This is a genomic window from Alteromonas sp. AWM4_230 (genome assembly GCF_056158305.1).
On record NZ_JBSWTB010000001.1, the window covers coordinates 4433587 to 4452938 of the forward strand.

The window sequence follows — 19352 nt, forward strand, 5'->3', positions numbered from 1 at the left end:
ACAGCCCTTTTTCAGAGGAGATAGCTGTGGAGTATTCCACAGTTGGCCTATTTAAATATCGCATCAACTCTGGCGAAACTGCTAGTGTGTTTACAGCAATAATGCAGCGTCGATTGGAACATACTTAGACGCCACTTTTTGAATACTTTCAGCCGTTAGTGCAGGAACACCGTACACCGTTACGGTTTTCCCTTTTCCTTTAAGGGCGTTTACAAGAATATCGAAATCGCCGTCGCCCGACACCAGAATGATCTCATCAACATCGTCGGCGTGTTCAAGTGCATCTACCGTTATACCCACATCCCAGTCACCTTTTGCCGAGCCGTCGGCGCGCTGAATAAAAGGCTTTAATTTTACTTCAAATCCAATAGCGCGAAGAATGTTTTGAAATTCTCGCTGCTTGCTGTCGCCTCTGTCGATGGCATATGCAAAAGCATGGGTTATATCTAAGTTGTAGCTAAGTTCACGCCAAAACTGGTTGTAATTAAAGTTACGTTTGTACGCCTGACGGCACGTGTAATACACGTTTTGTACGTCTACCAGTACTAAAGCTTTTTTCAAAACCACTCTCTTTATCGATTTACTCGGTTAATGTTTTCTGATGTTATAGCCTTTTGCTAGTAAAACCAAAAACCAAAGTGGAAAAAGCGCTAGCTTTTTCTAAACGAAGAGAAAAGTTTTACTTAGCGAAAAGCTGAGAAATATCGGCGAACGCTTTGAACTCTAACGCGTTGCCGAAAGGGTCTTTGAAAAACATAGTGGCTTGTTCACCGGGCTTTCCTTTAAAGCGAATATAAGGTGCAATAATAAACTCAGTATTTGAGGCCTCTAGCTTACTTGCTAGTGCTTGCCAATCATCCATGGTTAGCACAACGCCAAAATGCGGCACCGGCACGGCATGATCGTCTACCCCGTTATAGGCAGGCGGCGACGGCATAGCTTCTACACAGTGGGTCACTAGCTGATGTCCGAAGAAGTTCCAGTCTATCCACTGGGTGTCACTGCGGCCCTTTTCACACCCCAACAACTCACCGTAGAACGCTTCTGCGTCGGTTAAATTAGTGACCGGAATGGCAAGGTGAAAAGGTTGAACCATGAAAACTCCTGTTATAAAAACTTCTTAAGTAACGATAGCTTAAACTTTGAAAACGGCGCATATCGAAAGAATACATCGAGGGCGAATGAACGTTTCATTACCGTTTTAATATGACTGAATGTATCAAAACCTGCTTGGCCATGATAGTTACCCATGCCGCTATTCCCTACGCCACCAAACGGCAACTCAGGATTAGTCATAAACAGCATAGTGTCATTAGTACACACACTGCCTGAACTGGTTTTGCTGATAATATTATCAAGTACATCGTCCTTATCACTAAATGCATAAAGGGCAAGTGGCTTAGGCCTGCTGTTCACAAACTTAATGCCCGCCTCCATGTTGTCGACAGTGATGATAGGTAGGATAGGGCCGAAGATCTCTTCTTTCATTAGCGGGCTATCTAACGAAGGCTCTAGTACAAGGGTAGGCGCCATGGCTGGACGAGACTCATCTAGCTCGCCGCCATACACCACATTGACGTTTTCAAGGTAACTTTCAAGACGCTTTAAGTGACGATGATTAACGATATTGCCGTAATCTCGTGACGATAAAGGCGCTTTGCCGTATTGCTTTTTCAGCTCTTTTTTAACCGCATCAATAAGCTTTTGCTCAAAGCCCTTTTCAACAATGACATAGTCAGGCGCAATACAGGTTTGCCCTGCATTCATCCATTTACCCCACACTAAACGGCGCGCGGTAACGGCAAGATTTGTATTCTTATCTACAAAGCAAGGGCTTTTACCGCCAAGTTCAAGGGTTACAGGCGTTAAATGTTTGGCCGCGGCGCTCATGACAATTTTGCCCACCACTTCACCACCGGTGTAAAAAATATGGTCCCATTTGCAGGCAAGAAGCGCCGTCGCTTCATCTTTACCGCCTTCTATTACTGCAACGCATGAATTATCCATATATTGAGGGATAAGCTTAGCCACCAGCGACGAGGTTTCTTCAGCCAATTCAGAGGGTTTCAATACTGCACAGTTCCCCGCTGCGATGGCAGCAATGTAAGGGGCAAGCAGTAACTGGAGCGGATAATTCCATGCTCCGATAATAAGCACAGTGCCAAGGGGTTCTGGCTTTCGAAAGCTTTTGCCTGGCCACGCCACCATAGGCGTAGATACTTTGCGCGGCTTTGCCCATTTGTCCAAGTGTTTAAGGGTATGCTTAATATCAGAAAGCAGAAAGCCTTGCTCAGCCACCATAGCTTCGGTTTTACATTTGCCCAAGTCATTTTTAAGGGCCTGTAAAATGTCGTGCTGGTTGTCTTTCAGTAAGGTTTCCAATGCCTTTAACTGGCTTTTTCGCCACTCAAGGGACTGAGTTTTCCCTGTATCGAAACTATCATTAAGTTTATGAACAACATCAACGAAACACACACCGGTTTCCACTGCGTGAAGAGAAGGTTTATTTGGCATAAGAAGGCTCCGATAGCATAACACCCACTGCAACAATTCGATGACTCTCTTTGATATTGTTGACGGGTAAAGCAGCGTAATAATTAACTGATACTATCTTATATTAATAGGGATGTTCGAAGACAACGCAACTAAATTGTTAATTAATGTTTAATGCGACTACATATTAGAGGGTACAAGTAGATTTTATATGCGTGAAATGCAGGCGCCGAAAAATGAGGCGTGATAGAGGCAAGTGAAAAAGAGGTAAATTTTGTCAGCAATAAAAAAGCCCAGTAAACACCGGGCTTTAGACAGTATATAACGCTTTGCTATTACGCGTCGTAAGGGCTGCGTAAAACGATAGTTTCGTTTCTGTCAGGGCCTGTTGAAACGATATCAACCGGCACACCTGTTAGCTCTTCAAGACGCTTAATGTAGTTTTTCGCCGCTTGTGGAAGGGCTTCAAACTCAGTTACACCAAAGGTGTTGTCTGTCCAACCTGGCATTTCTTCATATACTGGCGTTACTTTTTCGTAACCGTCAGCGGCCATAGGTGGAACGTCTTTCACATTACCGTCTGCATCTTTGTAGCCAACACAAATTTGAAGGCTTTCAAGACCGTCTAGTACGTCAAGCTTCGTTAAGCAGAACCCGGTAATAGAGTTAATTTGTACTGCGCGCTTCATTGCAACTGCGTCGAACCAACCAGTACGGCGCTTACGCCCTGTAGTTGCACCAAACTCGTGGCCTTTAACACCTAAGTGTTGACCTACTTCACAATCTAGTTCCGTAGGGAAAGGGCCTGAGCCTACACGCGTAGTGTATGCTTTTACGATACCCAATACGTAATCTAGCTTAAGCGGACCGAAACCAGCACCTGTTGCGACACCACCAACGGTAGTATTAGACGAGGTTACATAAGGGTACGTACCGTGGTCGATGTCAAGAAGTGTGCCTTGAGCACCTTCAAACATGATAGGTAGACCTGCATTGTGCGCTTTGTCTAGTTCGTCAGTTACATCAACGACCATTGCTTTAAGAATGTCAGCAACTTCCATTGCACCTTTCAAGGTTTCATCAAAGTCTACTGCTTCTTCGCCATAGTATTGGGTAAGTGTGAAGTTATGCACATCTAGTACTTCTTTCAGCTTTGCAGCGAAGTCTTCGGCGTTGAATAAGTCGCCTACGCGTAAACCGCGACGAGCTACCTTATCTTCATAAGCAGGACCGATACCACGACCCGTTGTACCAATTGCTTTTGCGCCACGGGCTTTTTCGCGCGCTACGTCAAGTGCAATGTGATAAGGAAGAATAAGCGGACAAGCTTCACTAATCTTTAATCGCTCGCGCACTGGAACGCCACGCTCTTCAAGCATAGTCATTTCTTTCATTAGTGCGTCTGGGCTAAGCACGACACCGTTACCAATAATACAGGTAACATTATCGCGTAGGATGCCTGATGGAATTAAGTGAAGTACGGTTTTTTCACCGTCGATTACTAGAGTGTGACCTGCATTGTGTCCGCCTTGGTAGCGAACAACATATTTTGCGCGATCAGTGAGTAGGTCTACGACCTTGCCTTTACCCTCGTCACCCCATTGAGTGCCGAGTACCACAACGTTCTTTGCCATGAATCATATGTGTAAGAAAATTAGGCGGGGATTCTACAAAATTCTAGGGCAAGGATCATCTCTTTTTCGAACAAAAATACGACTATTTGATTTTTATTTTTGAAAACATAAAGATGCCCAACCGTCGCCGGCGGCTTTTTAAAATAAGGCTTGGCTTATTGTTTTATAAAACATATTTCCTAAAGCGCTAATTTTTATAGCATTCTAAAGTTTAGCTAGCGCAAAACCTGAACAGGCGGTCAACCTTAAACTGCGCAGCTCAGAAAAAAGCTTCTTCCAACATTAACTGAAATAAAAAAGCAGTAGCGCGCCAATTATCACAAGGGTACCGCCAATTTGACGCAATTGATTACTCGGTTGCTGACTAATTTGAAGCAAATAATTACGCCACTTATTCGGAAAAAGCAGCGGTCCTATTCCCTCGATTATAAGTACCAAAGCGAAAGCGGGTAATAGCCACTCCATAAATTTATCCTTAAAGCCGTGAAAGTACTGTGCTCTTAAAGAGCATGCTTTCAATGAGCATGTCGTTGATAACTGCGCTGTTAATGAGTTCGCCACATCTTTCGCGACATTGTTTGCTGCCTTTCCTGTAACGAACTAACACCTTTTAAGGTATTTCCGAAAGCGCGCGTAAATCAATGTATTCGGGTGTATGGTATAGGCCAAAACCAAAGCGTAACCGGTTACCTCTGAAGTCAGTAAGAATATGATGTGCTTTAAGCTTTGAAGCAAGGGCTTTTGTCACATCGGCATTATCTAATTCAAAGGTAAGGAAATGACCCCGATTCATTTCATTGTTAACGGCTAAGTGCTTTTCATTGAGTAACGGATGATTGCAGCCAGCAAGCTTTTTTAAAAATGTTCGCTGCATGCGCATTACGTAATCATTTATCGCGGCAACATCTAAACTATTTTCTTCAAACATGCGAAGTACAGCTCTTAACCTGTAGAGCGCCGTAAAATCCATAGTGGCACCGGCAAAGCGCATACCATCTAAACTATATTGAACGTCATTTTTACCGCCCGTCTCGCGGGGTTTGTCTAACTCGCCAAATTCGGCAAACCAGCCGGTATACGTGGGTCTTAGCTTACAGCCCAACGGTACGTGGGCAAAGCACGCCCCCTCTCCCGCCTGTGCGTATTTGTAACTACCTGAAAGATAGAAAATACGATGAGCAATATCGGCAAGGTCAGTAGGCTTTGCCATAAAGCCGTGATAGCCATCAACTACTACGAGGGTACTGTCGTTAGTCACACTATGTACAATATCTGAAACGTCGTTTACCACATAACCAGAATTGAAAAAGACCTGACTAAAGAAAACTAGCTCGGGATCGTGTTCGGCAATGGCGGCCTTAAAGCGCGACGCAAACGTATCGTAGGGTTTAGTAGATACGGTAATAAGTTCTATCGCACCCTGCTCTTGCATCCTACTCGCTTGGCGCTGAAAACTGTGAAACTCGCTGTCTGTCGACACCACTTTATAAGGGGCAGCACTATCGATGCAGCTCATAATACGATAAAGCAATTCATGAGTATTTGGCGCAAAAACGATTTGCTGAGGCGCGCCAGTATTCAGTATTTTGCTAATGCGCTGCTGTAGTTCCGGTACTAAAGTTTGGAAAAAATACCCCCACTTTTCGTCTACGTATTTAGCGCTGTCATCCCAATAATCAAGCATTGCCTCGCGCGTACAGTCTGGCCAAAAATAATGGCTGTGACACGCATAATGCTGTTTACCTTTGCTAGCGTTGAGAAATCCTGTATAAAACTGCTGATATGCCATGCTTTATTGCCTAAAATAAAAACCGCTTAAACCCTATCAAACTTCAGCATACTTCGCATGAACCTGCGCCTACAGCAAAACATTTATTTACAAAATAGGTGTAAATAGTTTTGCCCAAATCCTTGCGCTTAATGTTATTTCTTATATACATACGCCCACTGCAAAACTGGAAAACTCTGCTATACCCTATAGAGGTGAGTTAGTTTTGTAAGTCTAGTTAGCAAGCTCCATCTGTTCCACGCAGACACACATTAAAGGTACTTTATGCGTTTCCCTAAATACGGAAATTATTCATTGGATGTCTCAGGTAACGTTCTTGAGGTGTTTGCTACTGGGGCGTGGAACCTTAAAACAACCGAGTATTTTATTGAAGAGATGCATGCGCTTATTGATAGGTTCGACAATAAGCCTTGGGCTGCCTTAATGGACGGACGCCGTTGGGTATTATCTACGCCGGAATGTCAGACCCGTTTAGCGGATGCAATAAAGGTGAATATTTCGAAAGGGCTTAGTCGCTCAGCGTATGTGCTAGATAGCGGAATGGTCAAGCGTGCTCAGCTGGAACGCACCCATCCATCAAACCAACGTGATTTTGAAACGAGCAACTATGAACGGGAGTATTTTGAAAAATACTTCGAGGCACTTAACTGGCTGCATAAAGAAGGGTTTTCACCTATTTGCTAGTTTTCTAGCCCAAGGAGATGGTTTTAGCGTTACGGTGAACGCTAAAACCCGAATAGGCTTAGTACAACAAGCTATAGACTTTACGACGATACTCTGACTTAAGCGGGTCGCCGTCAGCGAGTGCGTTCATCATATCCATCATTAACTTTCTGGCATCGCCAAAGCCAAGCTCTTTCTTTAATACAGTATAAAGAAGCTCTAGGGCATCTTGTGCTTTGTTCGCTTGCTGCAACTGTACAGCTAAGTCAACCTTAAGCTGCAGGTCATCAGGGTTCGCTTCTACTGCCGCTTGAAGCTGGCGTATTTCAGGCGTATCTGCAGCTTGTTCTGCAAGTTCAATTTTGCCCGCCAAACTCTTATAGCGAGAGTCTTGATCTACCAGCTTAATCTCTTCAAGCAAAGCTTTAGCTGCATCGATAGAGCCCGTCTCAACGTAGCAATCAATAAGCATATACTTAGCGTTTACGTTATCAGGGTTAAGCGTTAAGGCTTCTTTTGCCGCTGGCAATGCTTCTGCATAATCCCCTTGTTGGATTGCCTTGCCTGCAGTGGCAAGTAGATCATCTTCTGGGTTTGGCAAATATTTATCCAGCATTTCACGAATTTGCTGCTCAGGTTGTACACCTGCAAAGCCATCGACGGGCTGACCATTTTGCACCACCATTACCGTTGGTAGGCTTCTAATACCAAACTGAGCAGCCACTTCTTGCTGTGCTTCGCAGTCTACTTTGGCCAAAATCAAATGCTGGCTATATTCACCTGCCAGCTTTTCTAGTATGGGCATTAGGTCTTTACAGGGTTCGCACCAGTCAGCCCAGAAATCGATAAGCACTAGTTTTTCTTGCGATGCTTCTACAATAATTTGCTGAAAGTTTTCTACCGTAATATCCACGATGGTTGCTTGGCTATTTGCAACGAGATTTTCCATAACGCAGGCCTTTAATTTCTTGTATTGAGAGGAATATGGGGCAGGCGCTGTAAAATTACAAGGCTATTGGAGGTTATCTTTAGCTCCGAAACGAGCGGCATACCCTTTTTTTGTAATAGCGGTCATTTCGCCTTTGTCGCTTTCACGACAATCTCTACCTTCAAGGAATGTTAATGTGGTGTAAAACTTCTCTATTGAGATACTTTATTATTAAGCCACCTAATTTCTATAAGATTTGGCTAAGAAGGTTTTATGACTACACAAACCAGCACAGACACTCAGTTTGCTTCGTTCAAAGAGTTTTACCCATTTTATTTAAATGAGCATAAAGACGGCACATGCCGCACGCTTCATTTTATCGGCTCTTGGCTAGTACTTAGCGTTATAGCGCTAGCGGTATTTATGGCGAGCTGGTCGCTACTGTGGTTTATTCCGCTAGTAGGTTATGGCTTCGCTTGGGTAGGTCATTTCTTTTTTGAGAAAAATCGTCCCGCTACATTTAAACACCCCCTTTATAGTTTGATGGGCGATTGGGTCATGTTTAAAGATATTCTGGTGGGCAAAATTAGTCTTAAAGGCGAATAAGGCTCAGGAAAGTTACACAAGGGCTACCCGTGCGGTAATAACGATAACACCCGCTGTTAGCGCCCCCGTTGTTATACATTGCGTAATGTGCTGCGATACATGCAGCAATTCGCATTTTTAACGGACAATCCACACCCTTCACCGCACAACCTTTACATAATGGAAACGAAAGCGATATGGTTGAGATTAAGGTTCGCAGTTTACTAAATTAACCCTAGCGTTAACGTTAAGAACACGACTGCGAACACATTACCTTGAAAAACGCCGCCTATCGCGCATAGCGCAAAAAGAATAACAAAAGGAACAAACATGTTTGTGTCTCGTTTCCCCCTTCGCCCTATACAACAAGGTTTATTAGCTACCTCGACAGCGTTATCACTTTTGGTTTTAGGCATGAGCCAAGCTAGTGCATTGCAAAACTCTGACTCTGATTCAGGTAGCGTAAATGCGCTAACGTATGAAGATACCTTTAACTTAGAGTTTGTCACTAACCCTCAATTCCTCGATAAGGAAACGGTTATTTATTCTCGTCAAAGCATGGATATCATGACTGACGGAAGACAAAGCCGATTGTGGCAGGTAAACATTAAATCCGGTGAACATCGCCCGTTTATTGGGGTGGACGAAAACTTGTCACAGGCTACCTTATCGCCCAACGGTAAAATGGTGGCATTTACAAAATCGGTCAACGGCCGCGCACAAATCCATCTCTATTACTTAGATACCATGCAGTCTGTGCGCTTGACCAACACCAGCGAAGCACCTCGTCAGTTAACCTGGTCTCATGACAGCAAAACCTTAGCCTTCACACAGTTTACCGAAGAAAAGCAAAAGCCATTGTTTACCGGCATGCCGAGCAAACCTAAAGGAGCAAAGTGGGCTGACCAGGGCACCTATATTGATGCGGTGCAGTATAGAGGTGACGGCAGAGGCTACTTGCGTGAAGGCTTTGACCAGATATTTGTTCTGCCTGTTGAAGGCGGCACGCCGCGACAGTTAACAACGGGGAAATTTCCAAGCGGCGGTACCCTTGCCTTTTCTAGAAACAATGACTGGATTTATTTCGCCACACCGCAGCGAGAAGACTATGCGCTACACCCATTGTCTGGCGATATCTACAAAGTAAACGTAAGCACAGCGGCAGTTGAACAAGTTACCGATATGGAGGGGCCTGAAGGAAGGCCAACCTTGAGCCCCGACGGTAAGTACCTTGCGTTTACTCAGCTTAACGACAGAAAGCTTTCATATCAAAACGGTGACCTCGTTGTACTAGAACTTAAAAGTGGTGATATTACCCGCTTAACAACATCGCTAGATAGAAGCTTAGGTAAGTTCACGTGGCGTAAAGACAGTCGCGGATTAGTTTTCTCTTACCTTGATCATGGCGAGACTAAGCTTGCTACAGTGAACCTTAAAGGTGATGTAAAAACTATCGACGTGAGTGTTGGCGGTCAGGCCTTTGGACGCCCTTACACGTCGGGCGACTTTGCCGTTAGTGACAAAGGTGACATCGTTTATACCACTGCCAGCCGCACCATGCCTGGTGACTTGGCGCTTTACAGAAAAGGTAAAGACGACACACAGCTTACCGATTTAAATAACGACGCACTTGGCCATAAGACCTTGGCAGAGGTGCAAGACCTTTCCGTCGTATCAAGTGTTGACGAGTTACCTATCGACGCATGGATTGCATTGCCCCCAGGGTTCGATAGCAGCAAAAAATACCCGCTGATACTAGAAATTCACGGCGGTCCTCATGCTGCCTACGGCCCTCATTTTGCTATGGAAATTCAGCTAATGGCCGCGCAAGGTTATGTTGTGGTATGGGCTAACCCAAGGGGCAGTAGCTCTTACGGTGAAGACTTTGGTAATTTTATCCACCATAACTATCCGTCAGAAGACTACAACGACTTGATGGACGTGGTAGATGCGGTTGTTGGCCAAGGCTATGTAGATTCAGAGAACTTGTTTATTACTGGTGGCTCAGGCGGCGGTACACTTACCGCCTGGTCCATTGGTAAAACTGATCGCTTTAGTGCAGCCGTTGTGGCAAAGCCGGTTATTAATTGGATGAGCTTTTCCTTGACCGCCGATGCGTATCCTTATTTTAGCCAATATTGGATGGCTGATATGCCATGGAATATTGCGGATAAACTCTGGCAACGCAGTCCTTTGAGCTTAGTGGGCAACGTAGTTACGCCAACCATGCTGCTTACTGGCGAAGCCGATCACCGCACTCCCATCAGTGAGACCGAGCAATACTATCAAGCGTTGAAACTGCAAGGTGTGGATGCGGCTATGGTACGAATTCCAGGCGCGTCACACGGTATAGCAAGCCGCCCTTCGCGATTAATTCAAAAAGTGGGGAATATTGTGGCGTGGTTTGAACGCTACAAGAAAGACATCGACAGCGAATAAATCGTTTTAAACTCACAGTTCTTTTTAAGAAAAAAGGCGCCCTTCAGTGAATGAAATGGCGCCTACCTTTTTTATCATCGACCTTATTTGGTCAGCTTCACTACTTTGCCATTAGAGGCGTCGGTCAGTAAGTAAATGGCACCATCTGGCCCCACTTCTACGTCGCGGATGCGGTCGTGATTGCCTCGAACATATTCAAACTGCTCACTAGGCTTTCCATCTTCTACCTTGATACGGCGAAGGTGGGTAAATTTTAAAGAACCCACTAATATATCGCCTTTCCACTCTTTAAACATGTCGCCTTGATAGAAGGTTAGGCCGCTTGGTGCAATGGACGGGTTCCAGTACAACCAAGGCTGCTTCATACCATCCATATGAGTTTTATCGCTGATAATATCGCCGCTGTAATCAACGCCATAAGTAATCTCTGGCCAACCGTAGTTCGCACCGCGCTCTAGGATATTAATTTCATCACCGCCTTTGGGGCCGTGTTCCATTGCCCAAACTGCGCCAGTTTCAGGGTGAATAGTGACGCCTTGCACGTTGCGGTGACCATAGCTGAATATTTCAGGGGCATTGCCATCGGTAAAAGGGTTATCTTCTACTGCGCTGCCGTCACGGTTAATACGCACAATTTTACCAAAATGGTTATCGGTGTTCTGCGCTTCTTTCATATACTTATAGCGGTCGCCCATGGTGACGTATAAGTGCTTTTTAGCATCGAATGCTAAGCGACAGCCAAAGTGAAAGCCGTTATCGACAATAGAGTCGGCACTAAAAATAACGTCAACATTTTCAAGGCCCGAACTAGTAAGCGTGGCTTTTGCAACACTACTGCTACTGCCAGGTTTGCCTTCTGTCTCACTCGCTTTGCTGTAACAGAAATAAATCGTGTTGTTGCTGGCAAAGTCTGGGTCGATGGTAATGTCTAACATACCACCTTGGTTCTGCGCGACCACTTCTGGTACGTTATTTAGACGCCCTGACAATTTACCGTCTTTAGACAAACGTTGGATACCACCCGCTCGTTCGGTTACCAGCAAGTCGCCATCAGGTAAAAACACCATGCCCCATGGATGTACTAAACCTTCAGCAAACGTGGTTACGGTTATATCGCTGTCGGTGATTTCATGGTCTTCGTCATGCTTGTGATCGCCATGAGCTAGGGCAAATTGACTTACTGCTAGCGCCATCGCACATACTACTGAACGCGCTAGTATGCTTACAGGTTTGGAAATAACTGCTGGTTTCATCGTTAGAAGCCTCTTCTACAGAAGCTGTGTTTGGTTGCACAGACTTCTTCTATTATTTTTTAAGTTATAGCAGTATACAAAAAAGGGTACAGCGCTGCTGTACCCTTTTTGATAGTTTTACTCGCTAATGCGATAAAGTTAGTTTGTCGTCTAAATGACGCGAACCACCTTCACCACGTCGCAGTATTTATTTTGGAAGCGTTGCGCGAAGCATCCACGCTGTTTTCTCGTGAACACGCATGCGATCACCAATTAGCGCTGCAGATGATTCATCGTCAGCATCTTGCGCTAACTTTAATGATTCGCGGCACGTTTTCACTACTTGCTCATGACCATGAGTCAGTAAGCGAACCATTTCGTTGGCCTCAGGCACACCTTCAACTTCTTCAATTGAACTAAGTTCAGCAAATGACTTATATGTGCCCGGTGCTGAAACACCTAAAGTACGAATACGTTCTGCAATTTCATCTACCGCTTCGGCAAGCTCTGTGTAGTGTTCTTCAAACATAAGATGCAATTCACGGAACTGCGGTCCTTCTACATTCCAGTGGAAGTTATGCGTTTGAAGGTACAAAGTGTAAGAATCGGCCAATAGCTTTTTCAGGCCTTCTGCTACTGCGTTACGATCGCTTTCAGAAATACCAATATCAATCTTGCTCATGTCACACTCCTTAACGTTGAAACCCTTTTTGAGATTTTCGTTCAACCAGTTTCTTGGCCATCAAAAATCTAGGTCTTGATAATATAAGTTAATAGTACTACAGAAATATTGATTTAGATTAACGGTTTAGTTAATTGCTTTCATCGTATTAATCGATGACTTTATCCATTCTGCCTCATGCTGTATTAATGGTGGTGATGGTGACCTTCGCCCGCTTCTTTTTTAACCGGTAGCGAAACCTCCAGCTCGCTTGCATCGCTAAATGTGAGGGTTAGCACTACTTCACTGCCCTCTTCCAATCCCTTAGTCAGCCCCATCAACATGATGTGACGGCCACCTGGTTCAAAAGCGACCATCTCGCCCGCTTCTACTTTGACGCCTTCAGTTAGCTCACGCATTTTCATGACATCTTCTTGCATCACCGTTGTGTGAATTTGCGCTTCACTTGCTATATCTTGGGGTACTGAAACAGATATCAGTGTTTTGTCGCTTTTACTTTGATTATGTAAAGTAAAGTACACTGCGCCGGTTTTTGCCAAGGCAAAGGTTGCTCTGGCGTAACCATTCATCACCATAACGTCAGTTTGCTTACTGGCGTGCTTGTGCTGCTCTTCTGGCTTGTGGTGGTTATCATGATCATTGCCATGGGCAGAAATAGTCCCAGACAAGCTTAAAGAAAATAAGCCAGTAACGATAACTAACGGTTTAAGTGATTTGGAAAAAAGTGACATACAGTCTGCTCCGAATGAGTATTCGTAAGCAAGTGTACGTAAGTTTGGCATAGGAAAAAAGAAAAATGGTGCCGACTGCCGGAATCGAACTGGCGACCTACTGATTACAAGTCAGTTGCTCTACCAACTGAGCTAAGTCGGCACACTTTAAAAACCGCTGCCTAGACAGCGGATGCGTATTCTAGCGATAAACGCGTGGGAGTCAACCTTTTAATCGCGTTGCTTCACCAACTAATTTCGGGAAGTACTCAAGTGGTAAATATTTGCTCAATGCCATGAGCTTTTCACCTAAACTTTCATAACTATTAGTGGTGACATTGATGTGTCCCATTTTGCGTTTTTCACGAACAGACTTTCCGTACCAATGCAGGTGACTTCCATCAATACTTAGCAGGTCTCGAGAAAAGCTGCTGCATCCAATGATGTTAACCATAGCACTTGGACCAATAGCTGACGTATCGCCAAGAGGCAAGCCGCAAACAGCACGCAAGTGATTCTCAAATTGACTGGTGACCGCGCCTGACTGGCTCCAATGCCCAGAGTTATGTACACGCGGCGCAAGTTCATTTACAAGCAGTTTATCGCCAACTTGGAATAACTCCACTGCCAGCACGCCTATGTAGTCCATACCCTCAGCTAGTTTCACGAAAATATCGTGAGCTTGAGCCTGAAGAGCGTCATCTACACGAGTCGCAGGCGCGACCGACACATGAAGCTGACCTTGGTGATGCAGATTTTCAGCAAGTGGATAGGTTCTCACGTCGCCATTAGCATTGCGTACACCGATTAAAGACAGCTCTCTATCGAATGCCACCATTTTTTCTACCACTAATGGCACGTTTTCTAAGTCCAAGCCTTGTAGCGAGCTTCTTAGCGCTGGCAAATCAGCTTCATCACTTAAACGCCACTGTCCGTAACCGTCGTAGCCATCGCGGCTCGCTTTAAGAATAAGTTTGCTACCAAGCTGTTTTACGCAATCATCTAACTGAGCAAGGTCGGTCACTATCTGGTGATCACAGTTTGCAACCTTCATGCTTTCGAGAAGCTTTTTCTCGCGTACGCGGTCGGCACCAACTAGAATACTGTCGATATTCGGCATCAACTTGTTAGTTTTAGCCGCTTCTTCAAGCAATCTTTCAGGTACATGCTCAAACTCTACCGTTAACGCATCGGCGTCTTCTAGCGCTTGCGCTAGTGGTGTATCGAGTGGGGTTTTGCTAACTGGATGTACAACGGTATCGTTGTTTACGTCCACAGCTTGAACCTCAATACCTAACGGGCTTCCCGCTAAGTACATCATTTGAGCAAGTTGGCCTGCGCCGTAAACAACTACTCTCATTCATCTAGCTCCAATGTGTTACTTGAAGCAAGTACGGTCTCAGTCTGAGACTTTCTAAAAGCGATAACAGCTTCTCGCACACTCTTCTCTTGCAGCGCAACGACTTGCGCCGCCAGTAGACCTGCATTTGCTGCACCAGCTTCACCAATGGCTAATGTGCCTACTGCTACGCCTTTCGGCATTTGAACGATAGAAAGCAATGAATCTAACCCGTTGAGCGCTTTTGATTTCACCGGGCAACCAAACACCGGCAGATGGGTGTGTGCGGCAATCATTCCCGGCAAGTGTGCTGCGCCGCCCGCGCCAGCAATTATTGCGCTAAAACCTTCATCGGCAGCGCCTTCAGCAAACTCTACTAGCAAGTTAGGTGTACGATGTGCCGACACCACCTTCGCTTCAAATTCAACACCAAACGACTTCAGCATTTTTGCGGCCTGCTGCATGGTAGGCCAGTCTGAAGTTGAACCCATTACAATCGCGACTTTTGCCATCTAGAGATCCTCGGAGTAGGTAAAATGGACAACCTTGGAAAGGCCGCGATTGTAGCTTAAAACCGTTCAAAATCCCACCGTAAATGGCGTGAAATATAGTGCTATAGAGTACGAGCGAATAAAAGCACTCTACCTTGACCGGTGATCTATCTAAACCTAATAACCCGTATTAACTATAATTAATTTGTGAAGAAAAACTGCCGTATAACACGGATTAGCAACCGCTACGTTATAAGCTTTGCGGTGTTAGTAGTTAAATGGCGCAAGAGGTTATTGATGACAGATAAGCATGAACCCGACGTACTTGACGAAGTCATAGAAGAAGTGCAGGACGTGGTCTCTGATTTCTTAAACCGCGAGGCTGCTCCCGGTATTTTGCTGATGGCAGCGACAATACTCGCACTCATTATTGCCAATTCCCCATTAGATACCCTTTACGACCATTTAATCAGCATGCCAGTTCAAATATCCGCTGGGTCGTGGGCTATTGATAAACCATTGCTGCTATGGATTAACGATGGCTTGATGGCAGTCTTTTTCTTTCACGTAGGCCTAGAGCTTAAACGGGAAGTTTGTGAAGGTGAGCTAGCAAACCCTAGAGATATTATTCTACCTGCTGCTGGTGCCGTGGGCGGTATGGCACTGCCAGCATTAATCTATGTAGGTATAAACTGGGATAACCCAGTGGCGATTGCAGGGTGGGCCATTCCCGCTGCCACAGACATTGCCTTTGCGTTGGGTATTTTGGCGCTACTTGGTAGTAGAGTACCTACTAGCCTAAAAGTGTTTTTAGTTACGCTAGCCATCATCGACGACATTGGCGCTATTGTAATTATTGCTTTGTTCTACACCGACAACATTACAGCTGGCGCATTATACATGGCCGCTGGATGCTTGTTGCTGTTATGGCAAATGAACAAGCGAAATGTGGTGGATATTCCAGCCTATGTTTTTGTAGGCCTCATTTTATGGGTAGCTATGCTGAAGTCGGGTGTGCACGCGACGTTAGCCGGTGTGGTACTGGCTAGTTTTATTCCCATGCGAGATCAAAAAGACCCGTCATACTCTCCAGTAACTCGACTTGAGCACGGTTTAAATAGTTCTGTAAGTTTTGCCATTTTGCCTTTGTTCGCCTTTGCTAATGCGGGCATTAGTTTTGGCAATATTAGCCCAGAAGGAATTTTTCACCCTGTAACCTTTGGCATTTTCCTTGGCTTGGTTGTGGGAAAACAAATAGGTGTATTTGGGTTTTGCTATTTAATGGTAAAGCTGAAACTAGCAAAGTTACCTGACGACCTGAACTTCAAGCATATTTATGGCTGTGCGCTGCTTTGCGGCGTTGGTTTTACCATGAGTCTGTTTATAGGAGGCCTTGCTTTTGAACAAACCGGGATTAATCAAATCTTTGATGAGCGGGTCGGAATTTTAGCGGGCTCTCTCGTGTCTGCGTGCTTGGGCTACATTGTATTGCGCCTGGTAAGTGATGCACCGAGTGATGACACTGACGTAGCCTCAAACGCTAGCAAGCTCACGGGCAATACAGTCAAATAGCACTTGCTTGCGTATAGGCTTACTTAAATGCGCATTCATGCCTGCTTCTAAGCAGGCATTTTTATCTTCGACAAATGCGTTGGCCGTTAGCGCTATAATTTTAATCTTAGTTTTATTTCGACCTTCTTTGCGGATAAGTGTGGATGCAGCTAATCCATCCATTATGGGCATCTGACAGTCCATTAAAACTAGATCGAAATCATGTTTTTTCTCTGCCTGAACGGCATCTCTGCCATTCTTGGTTCGAATACATTTGATGTTCGCTGATTTAAGCATATCCATCACGATGTCAGCGTTTATATCATTATCTTCTGCAAGAAGTACGCGAAGACCACTGGGGAGTGTTGCTGAGGTCTTACGTTGCTCCTGCTTATCACTATTACTCGTAGTGGCCGGAATATGGAAGGTAAAATTAGTTCCCTTACCCAATTCACTTTCAACGTAGAGTTCGCCGCCGAGCAACTCAACCAGTCCTTTGGATATGGCCAAGCCTAGACCGGTTCCTCCAAAGTGGCGGGTGGTTGAGGTGTCAGCTTGTTCAAACTTTTCAAAAATAAGGTGTATTTTTTCAGGAGCGATACCGATGCCGCTATCCCGTATCGAAACTTTAAGCCCTTGGTGCGCGTAATCAACGTCAACTGAAACTTGACCTTCATTGGTAAATTTAATCGCGTTACTAAGAAGGTTATTAATAACCTGAGCTACTTTTCCAGCATCAATGTTTAAGGCATGGGGTACATGGTCACTAATATGAAGCGCAATGTCGTACCCCTTAACCTGCGCCGTATGGCGATAAAGTTCACAGGAAGCTTCAAGCAATTCACGAATGTCACAGCGCTGGATATCACGGAGCATTTTGCCTGATTCAATTTTCGACCAATCTAAAATACTGTCCAAAATAATCAATAAATTAGTAGCTGAACGAGAAATCGTTTTTGCTCTCACTGCGATATGTTCAGGAAGGTCGTTGTCTAACATCAATTCGCAAGAACCAACGATACCGTTCATTGGCGTTCTTATCTCGTGACTCATATTGGCGAGAAATTGCGTTTTGGCAACGTTAGCAGCTTCAGCTTCTTTTAACGCTTGTGCTAGATGCTCAGTCTTTTCCTCTATGCGCTTTTCCAAGGACTGATTTAACTCATTAAGTTCTACGTTTAGACCCTGCTCTATCTCTCTCGCTTTCTTAAGCTCATCAAAGGCACCTGACAAGCGGGTTTCTAAGCGCATAAACTCATCGCTTAGTAACGATAGTTCTTGAATGTGGAGTGCTCTTTGCGGCGCTTTTTTTCCTTGTTGCTGTGTAGGTTCGAAGTCTGCAATATAGCGAACGAGACGGCGAATGGGTGCTCCCACCATTTTCGCTACTACATAGCCTGTAAAGGTCCCGAACGCAGATAAAGCCAGCAATAAAAGTAAATCTTTGAGTAAATAACTACTCATTGATGCCATCAAAAGCCGTTTGTCGAAATAATAGCTAACCTTCCAATTGGCAAAAGAAATGTTCTTGGTAAATCTAAGCCACGTCTTACCTTGAGGACCATCATCAACTTCAATGGAACATTTGGGCTCACATGAATAAAACGGTGCTTTAGTTAACGGCTTTAACGCTAACGCCTCTGAGGCGTAAATTACCTCACCCTTTTGATCTTCGATTAACATCGAGAATCCACCGAGACTAAGGCTATCAATAGCATGAAAGCTCTTCAGAGATAATGACCCTTCTACAATACCTTTAGGCGCCCCATTGCTATCTAATATAGGCGCAGATAGCGCTACAATTGGGTCGTTACCAAAGCCACGGCCTTGGAAAACGTTAGATAAAAATGGCACGCCACTTTGCATAACTTCATAAAAATAAGGCCGATAAGACACATTGGGCCGCCCATTTCGCTTTGCTTTTTCCAACATGCTTGGTGGATAGGCATGCGTAATATCACCATCTTCATTGGCTACCAGAAAGGTTAAAAATTCAGGGTTATGAGAAGCCACAATTTGTAGATTTTTGGCTGCGATGTTTTCGGCATTTTTTTCCGAACCACTATTAGAAAGTACTTTCGCTGCGGCGGTAATAGCATTTTGATGATGACGTAAAAAGTTTGAAAGCTGGAACTCCAGCACTTTAACTCGCTGGGCCATATAACTGTAAATTTGCCGCTCTTGTTGATGCTGAAACAAGCTGACTGACAGATATATCACCGCCATAGAAGCAACAAAAAAGCATCCAGAGAAAAAATACCCGAAGAGAAAGTGAAGCGTGACCCGCTCGGATTTGTAAGAAGTTTGCCGCTTCAGGCCATAAATAGCTAAGTAAGCGAAATGGCCGATGATCAAACCAAATACACCACTGACCCAAGTAACTAAAACACCAGAGAACACCATGTTCACGTTGCCATCATCGAACAGAGAGTGTTCTAACAGCAAAATGGGTAAAAAGACGATAGACCAGAAGCCTGCGCCTACTTTAATCACTTGCTTTAGCGATTTATCATAGCCGAAAAAGCTAAGTACTATTGGCAAAAGAGTGAGACTTTCTTTGCCTACAATGCTGCCTTCGTTTAGCCAAAGTGGCAGACTGATTAGAAGTCCAATGGGAATTGAAATAAAAGGGGAAAAGCGAAGGGAGGCGTAAACTGCCGCTCCTATACCAAATGCGGCTATTCCATTGCTGTCAAAAGGTGGAGAGAGGGCATTTAAACTTGCCCCCAACACACAAACAATTAATGCTTGGAAGGCCAGAGACCATGAAATGGAAAACGAATTACTACCAATTTTCAACACATGTCTCCAGCCGC

At 44.7% G+C, this 19352-nt stretch carries 17 protein-coding genes and 1 tRNA gene; 4 read left to right on the plus strand and 14 right to left on the minus strand.

The genetic code is table 11. The annotated features are described in order from the left end of the window. Positions 1-90: 90 nt before the first annotated feature. From ACXACS_RS19085 to ACXACS_RS19110, 6 genes are all read right to left on the minus strand, one after another. Positions 91-561, minus strand: coding sequence for a LabA-like NYN domain-containing protein (locus ACXACS_RS19085; RefSeq protein WP_474808966.1), 471 nt, complete (start codon positions 559-561; stop codon positions 91-93). Positions 562-679: 118 nt separating this feature from the next. After that, positions 680-1096, minus strand: a complete 417-nt coding sequence (locus tag ACXACS_RS19090; protein ID WP_474808968.1) for a VOC family protein — start codon at positions 1094-1096, stop codon at positions 680-682. Between the two features lie 11 nt (positions 1097-1107). After that, positions 1108-2514: an aldehyde dehydrogenase family protein gene (locus tag ACXACS_RS19095; RefSeq protein WP_474808970.1), complete on the minus strand. Its 1407-nt coding sequence runs from the start codon at positions 2512-2514 to the stop codon at positions 1108-1110. Positions 2515-2828: 314 nt separating this feature from the next. After that, positions 2829-4127 (minus strand): adenylosuccinate synthase, encoded by a 1299-nt coding sequence (locus ACXACS_RS19100; protein ID WP_025256721.1) that lies wholly within the window; start codon positions 4125-4127, stop codon positions 2829-2831. A 282-nt stretch (positions 4128-4409) separates the two neighbouring features. Further along, positions 4410-4592 carry a DUF2065 domain-containing protein gene (locus tag ACXACS_RS19105; RefSeq protein WP_071816877.1) on the minus strand — a complete coding sequence of 61 codons (183 nt, stop codon included), beginning with the start codon at positions 4590-4592 and terminating at the stop codon, positions 4410-4412. A 145-nt stretch (positions 4593-4737) separates the two neighbouring features. After that, the gene (locus ACXACS_RS19110) at positions 4738-5916 is read right to left on the minus strand and encodes an aminotransferase class V-fold PLP-dependent enzyme (protein WP_474808972.1); all 1179 of its coding nucleotides are present in this window, start codon (positions 5914-5916) and stop codon (positions 4738-4740) included. 264 nt (positions 5917-6180) lie between these two features. Between ACXACS_RS19110 and ACXACS_RS19115 the strand changes: the two genes are divergently transcribed. Beyond that, positions 6181-6600, plus strand: a complete 420-nt coding sequence (locus tag ACXACS_RS19115; protein ID WP_474808974.1) for a hypothetical protein — start codon at positions 6181-6183, stop codon at positions 6598-6600. Positions 6601-6658: 58 nt separating this feature from the next. Here ACXACS_RS19115 and trxA read toward each other — a convergent pair whose 3' ends face one another. Further along, positions 6659-7528, minus strand: a complete 870-nt coding sequence (gene trxA, locus ACXACS_RS19120) for a thioredoxin (protein WP_461853283.1) — start codon at positions 7526-7528, stop codon at positions 6659-6661. Positions 7529-7780: 252 nt separating this feature from the next. Between trxA and ACXACS_RS19125 the strand changes: the two genes are divergently transcribed. Together ACXACS_RS19125 and ACXACS_RS19130 are read left to right on the plus strand one after the other, a co-directional pair. Beyond that, positions 7781-8113 carry an Mpo1-like protein gene (locus ACXACS_RS19125; RefSeq protein WP_474808976.1) on the plus strand — a complete coding sequence of 111 codons (333 nt, stop codon included), beginning with the start codon at positions 7781-7783 and terminating at the stop codon, positions 8111-8113. A gap of 309 nt (positions 8114-8422) precedes the next feature. Continuing rightward, entirely contained in the window at positions 8423-10531 is a 2109-nt protein-coding gene (locus tag ACXACS_RS19130; protein ID WP_474808978.1) for a S9 family peptidase, read from the plus strand. 83 nt (positions 10532-10614) lie between these two features. Here ACXACS_RS19130 and ACXACS_RS19135 read toward each other — a convergent pair whose 3' ends face one another. The 6 genes from ACXACS_RS19135 to purE all read right to left on the minus strand — a co-directional run bounded on the left by ACXACS_RS19135 (position 10615) and on the right by purE (position 15006). Then, complete coding sequence (locus tag ACXACS_RS19135; protein WP_474808979.1) at positions 10615-11784, minus strand: PQQ-dependent sugar dehydrogenase; 1170 nt, start codon at positions 11782-11784, stop codon at positions 10615-10617. Positions 11785-11971: 187 nt separating this feature from the next. Continuing rightward, positions 11972-12445 (minus strand): Dps family protein, encoded by a 474-nt coding sequence (locus ACXACS_RS19140; RefSeq protein WP_118490413.1) that lies wholly within the window; start codon positions 12443-12445, stop codon positions 11972-11974. Positions 12446-12630: 185 nt separating this feature from the next. After that, positions 12631-13176: a copper chaperone PCu(A)C gene (locus ACXACS_RS19145; protein ID WP_474808981.1), complete on the minus strand. Its 546-nt coding sequence runs from the start codon at positions 13174-13176 to the stop codon at positions 12631-12633. A gap of 66 nt (positions 13177-13242) precedes the next feature. After that, positions 13243-13318 (minus strand) — tRNA-Thr (locus ACXACS_RS19150). A gap of 60 nt (positions 13319-13378) precedes the next feature. Beyond that, entirely contained in the window at positions 13379-14515 is a 1137-nt protein-coding gene (locus ACXACS_RS19155) for a 5-(carboxyamino)imidazole ribonucleotide synthase (RefSeq protein ID WP_474808983.1), read from the minus strand. Further along, positions 14512-15006 (minus strand): 5-(carboxyamino)imidazole ribonucleotide mutase, encoded by a 495-nt coding sequence (purE, locus tag ACXACS_RS19160; protein WP_474808984.1) that lies wholly within the window; start codon positions 15004-15006, stop codon positions 14512-14514. Before purE ends, ACXACS_RS19155 begins: the two co-directional genes overlap by 4 nt. Before the next feature lie 276 nt (positions 15007-15282). Here purE and nhaA point away from each other — a divergent pair, with 276 nt between their 5' ends. Beyond that, positions 15283-16557, plus strand: coding sequence for a Na+/H+ antiporter NhaA (nhaA, locus tag ACXACS_RS19165; protein WP_474808985.1), 1275 nt, complete (start codon positions 15283-15285; stop codon positions 16555-16557). On the opposite strand, the gene ACXACS_RS19170 is transcribed toward nhaA, so the two are convergent. Beyond that, the gene (locus ACXACS_RS19170) at positions 16519-19335 is read right to left on the minus strand and encodes a hybrid sensor histidine kinase/response regulator (protein ID WP_474808987.1); all 2817 of its coding nucleotides are present in this window, start codon (positions 19333-19335) and stop codon (positions 16519-16521) included. The two genes, nhaA and ACXACS_RS19170, sit on opposite strands and share 39 nt — an antisense overlap. Between the last annotated feature and the right edge of the window lie 17 nt (positions 19336-19352).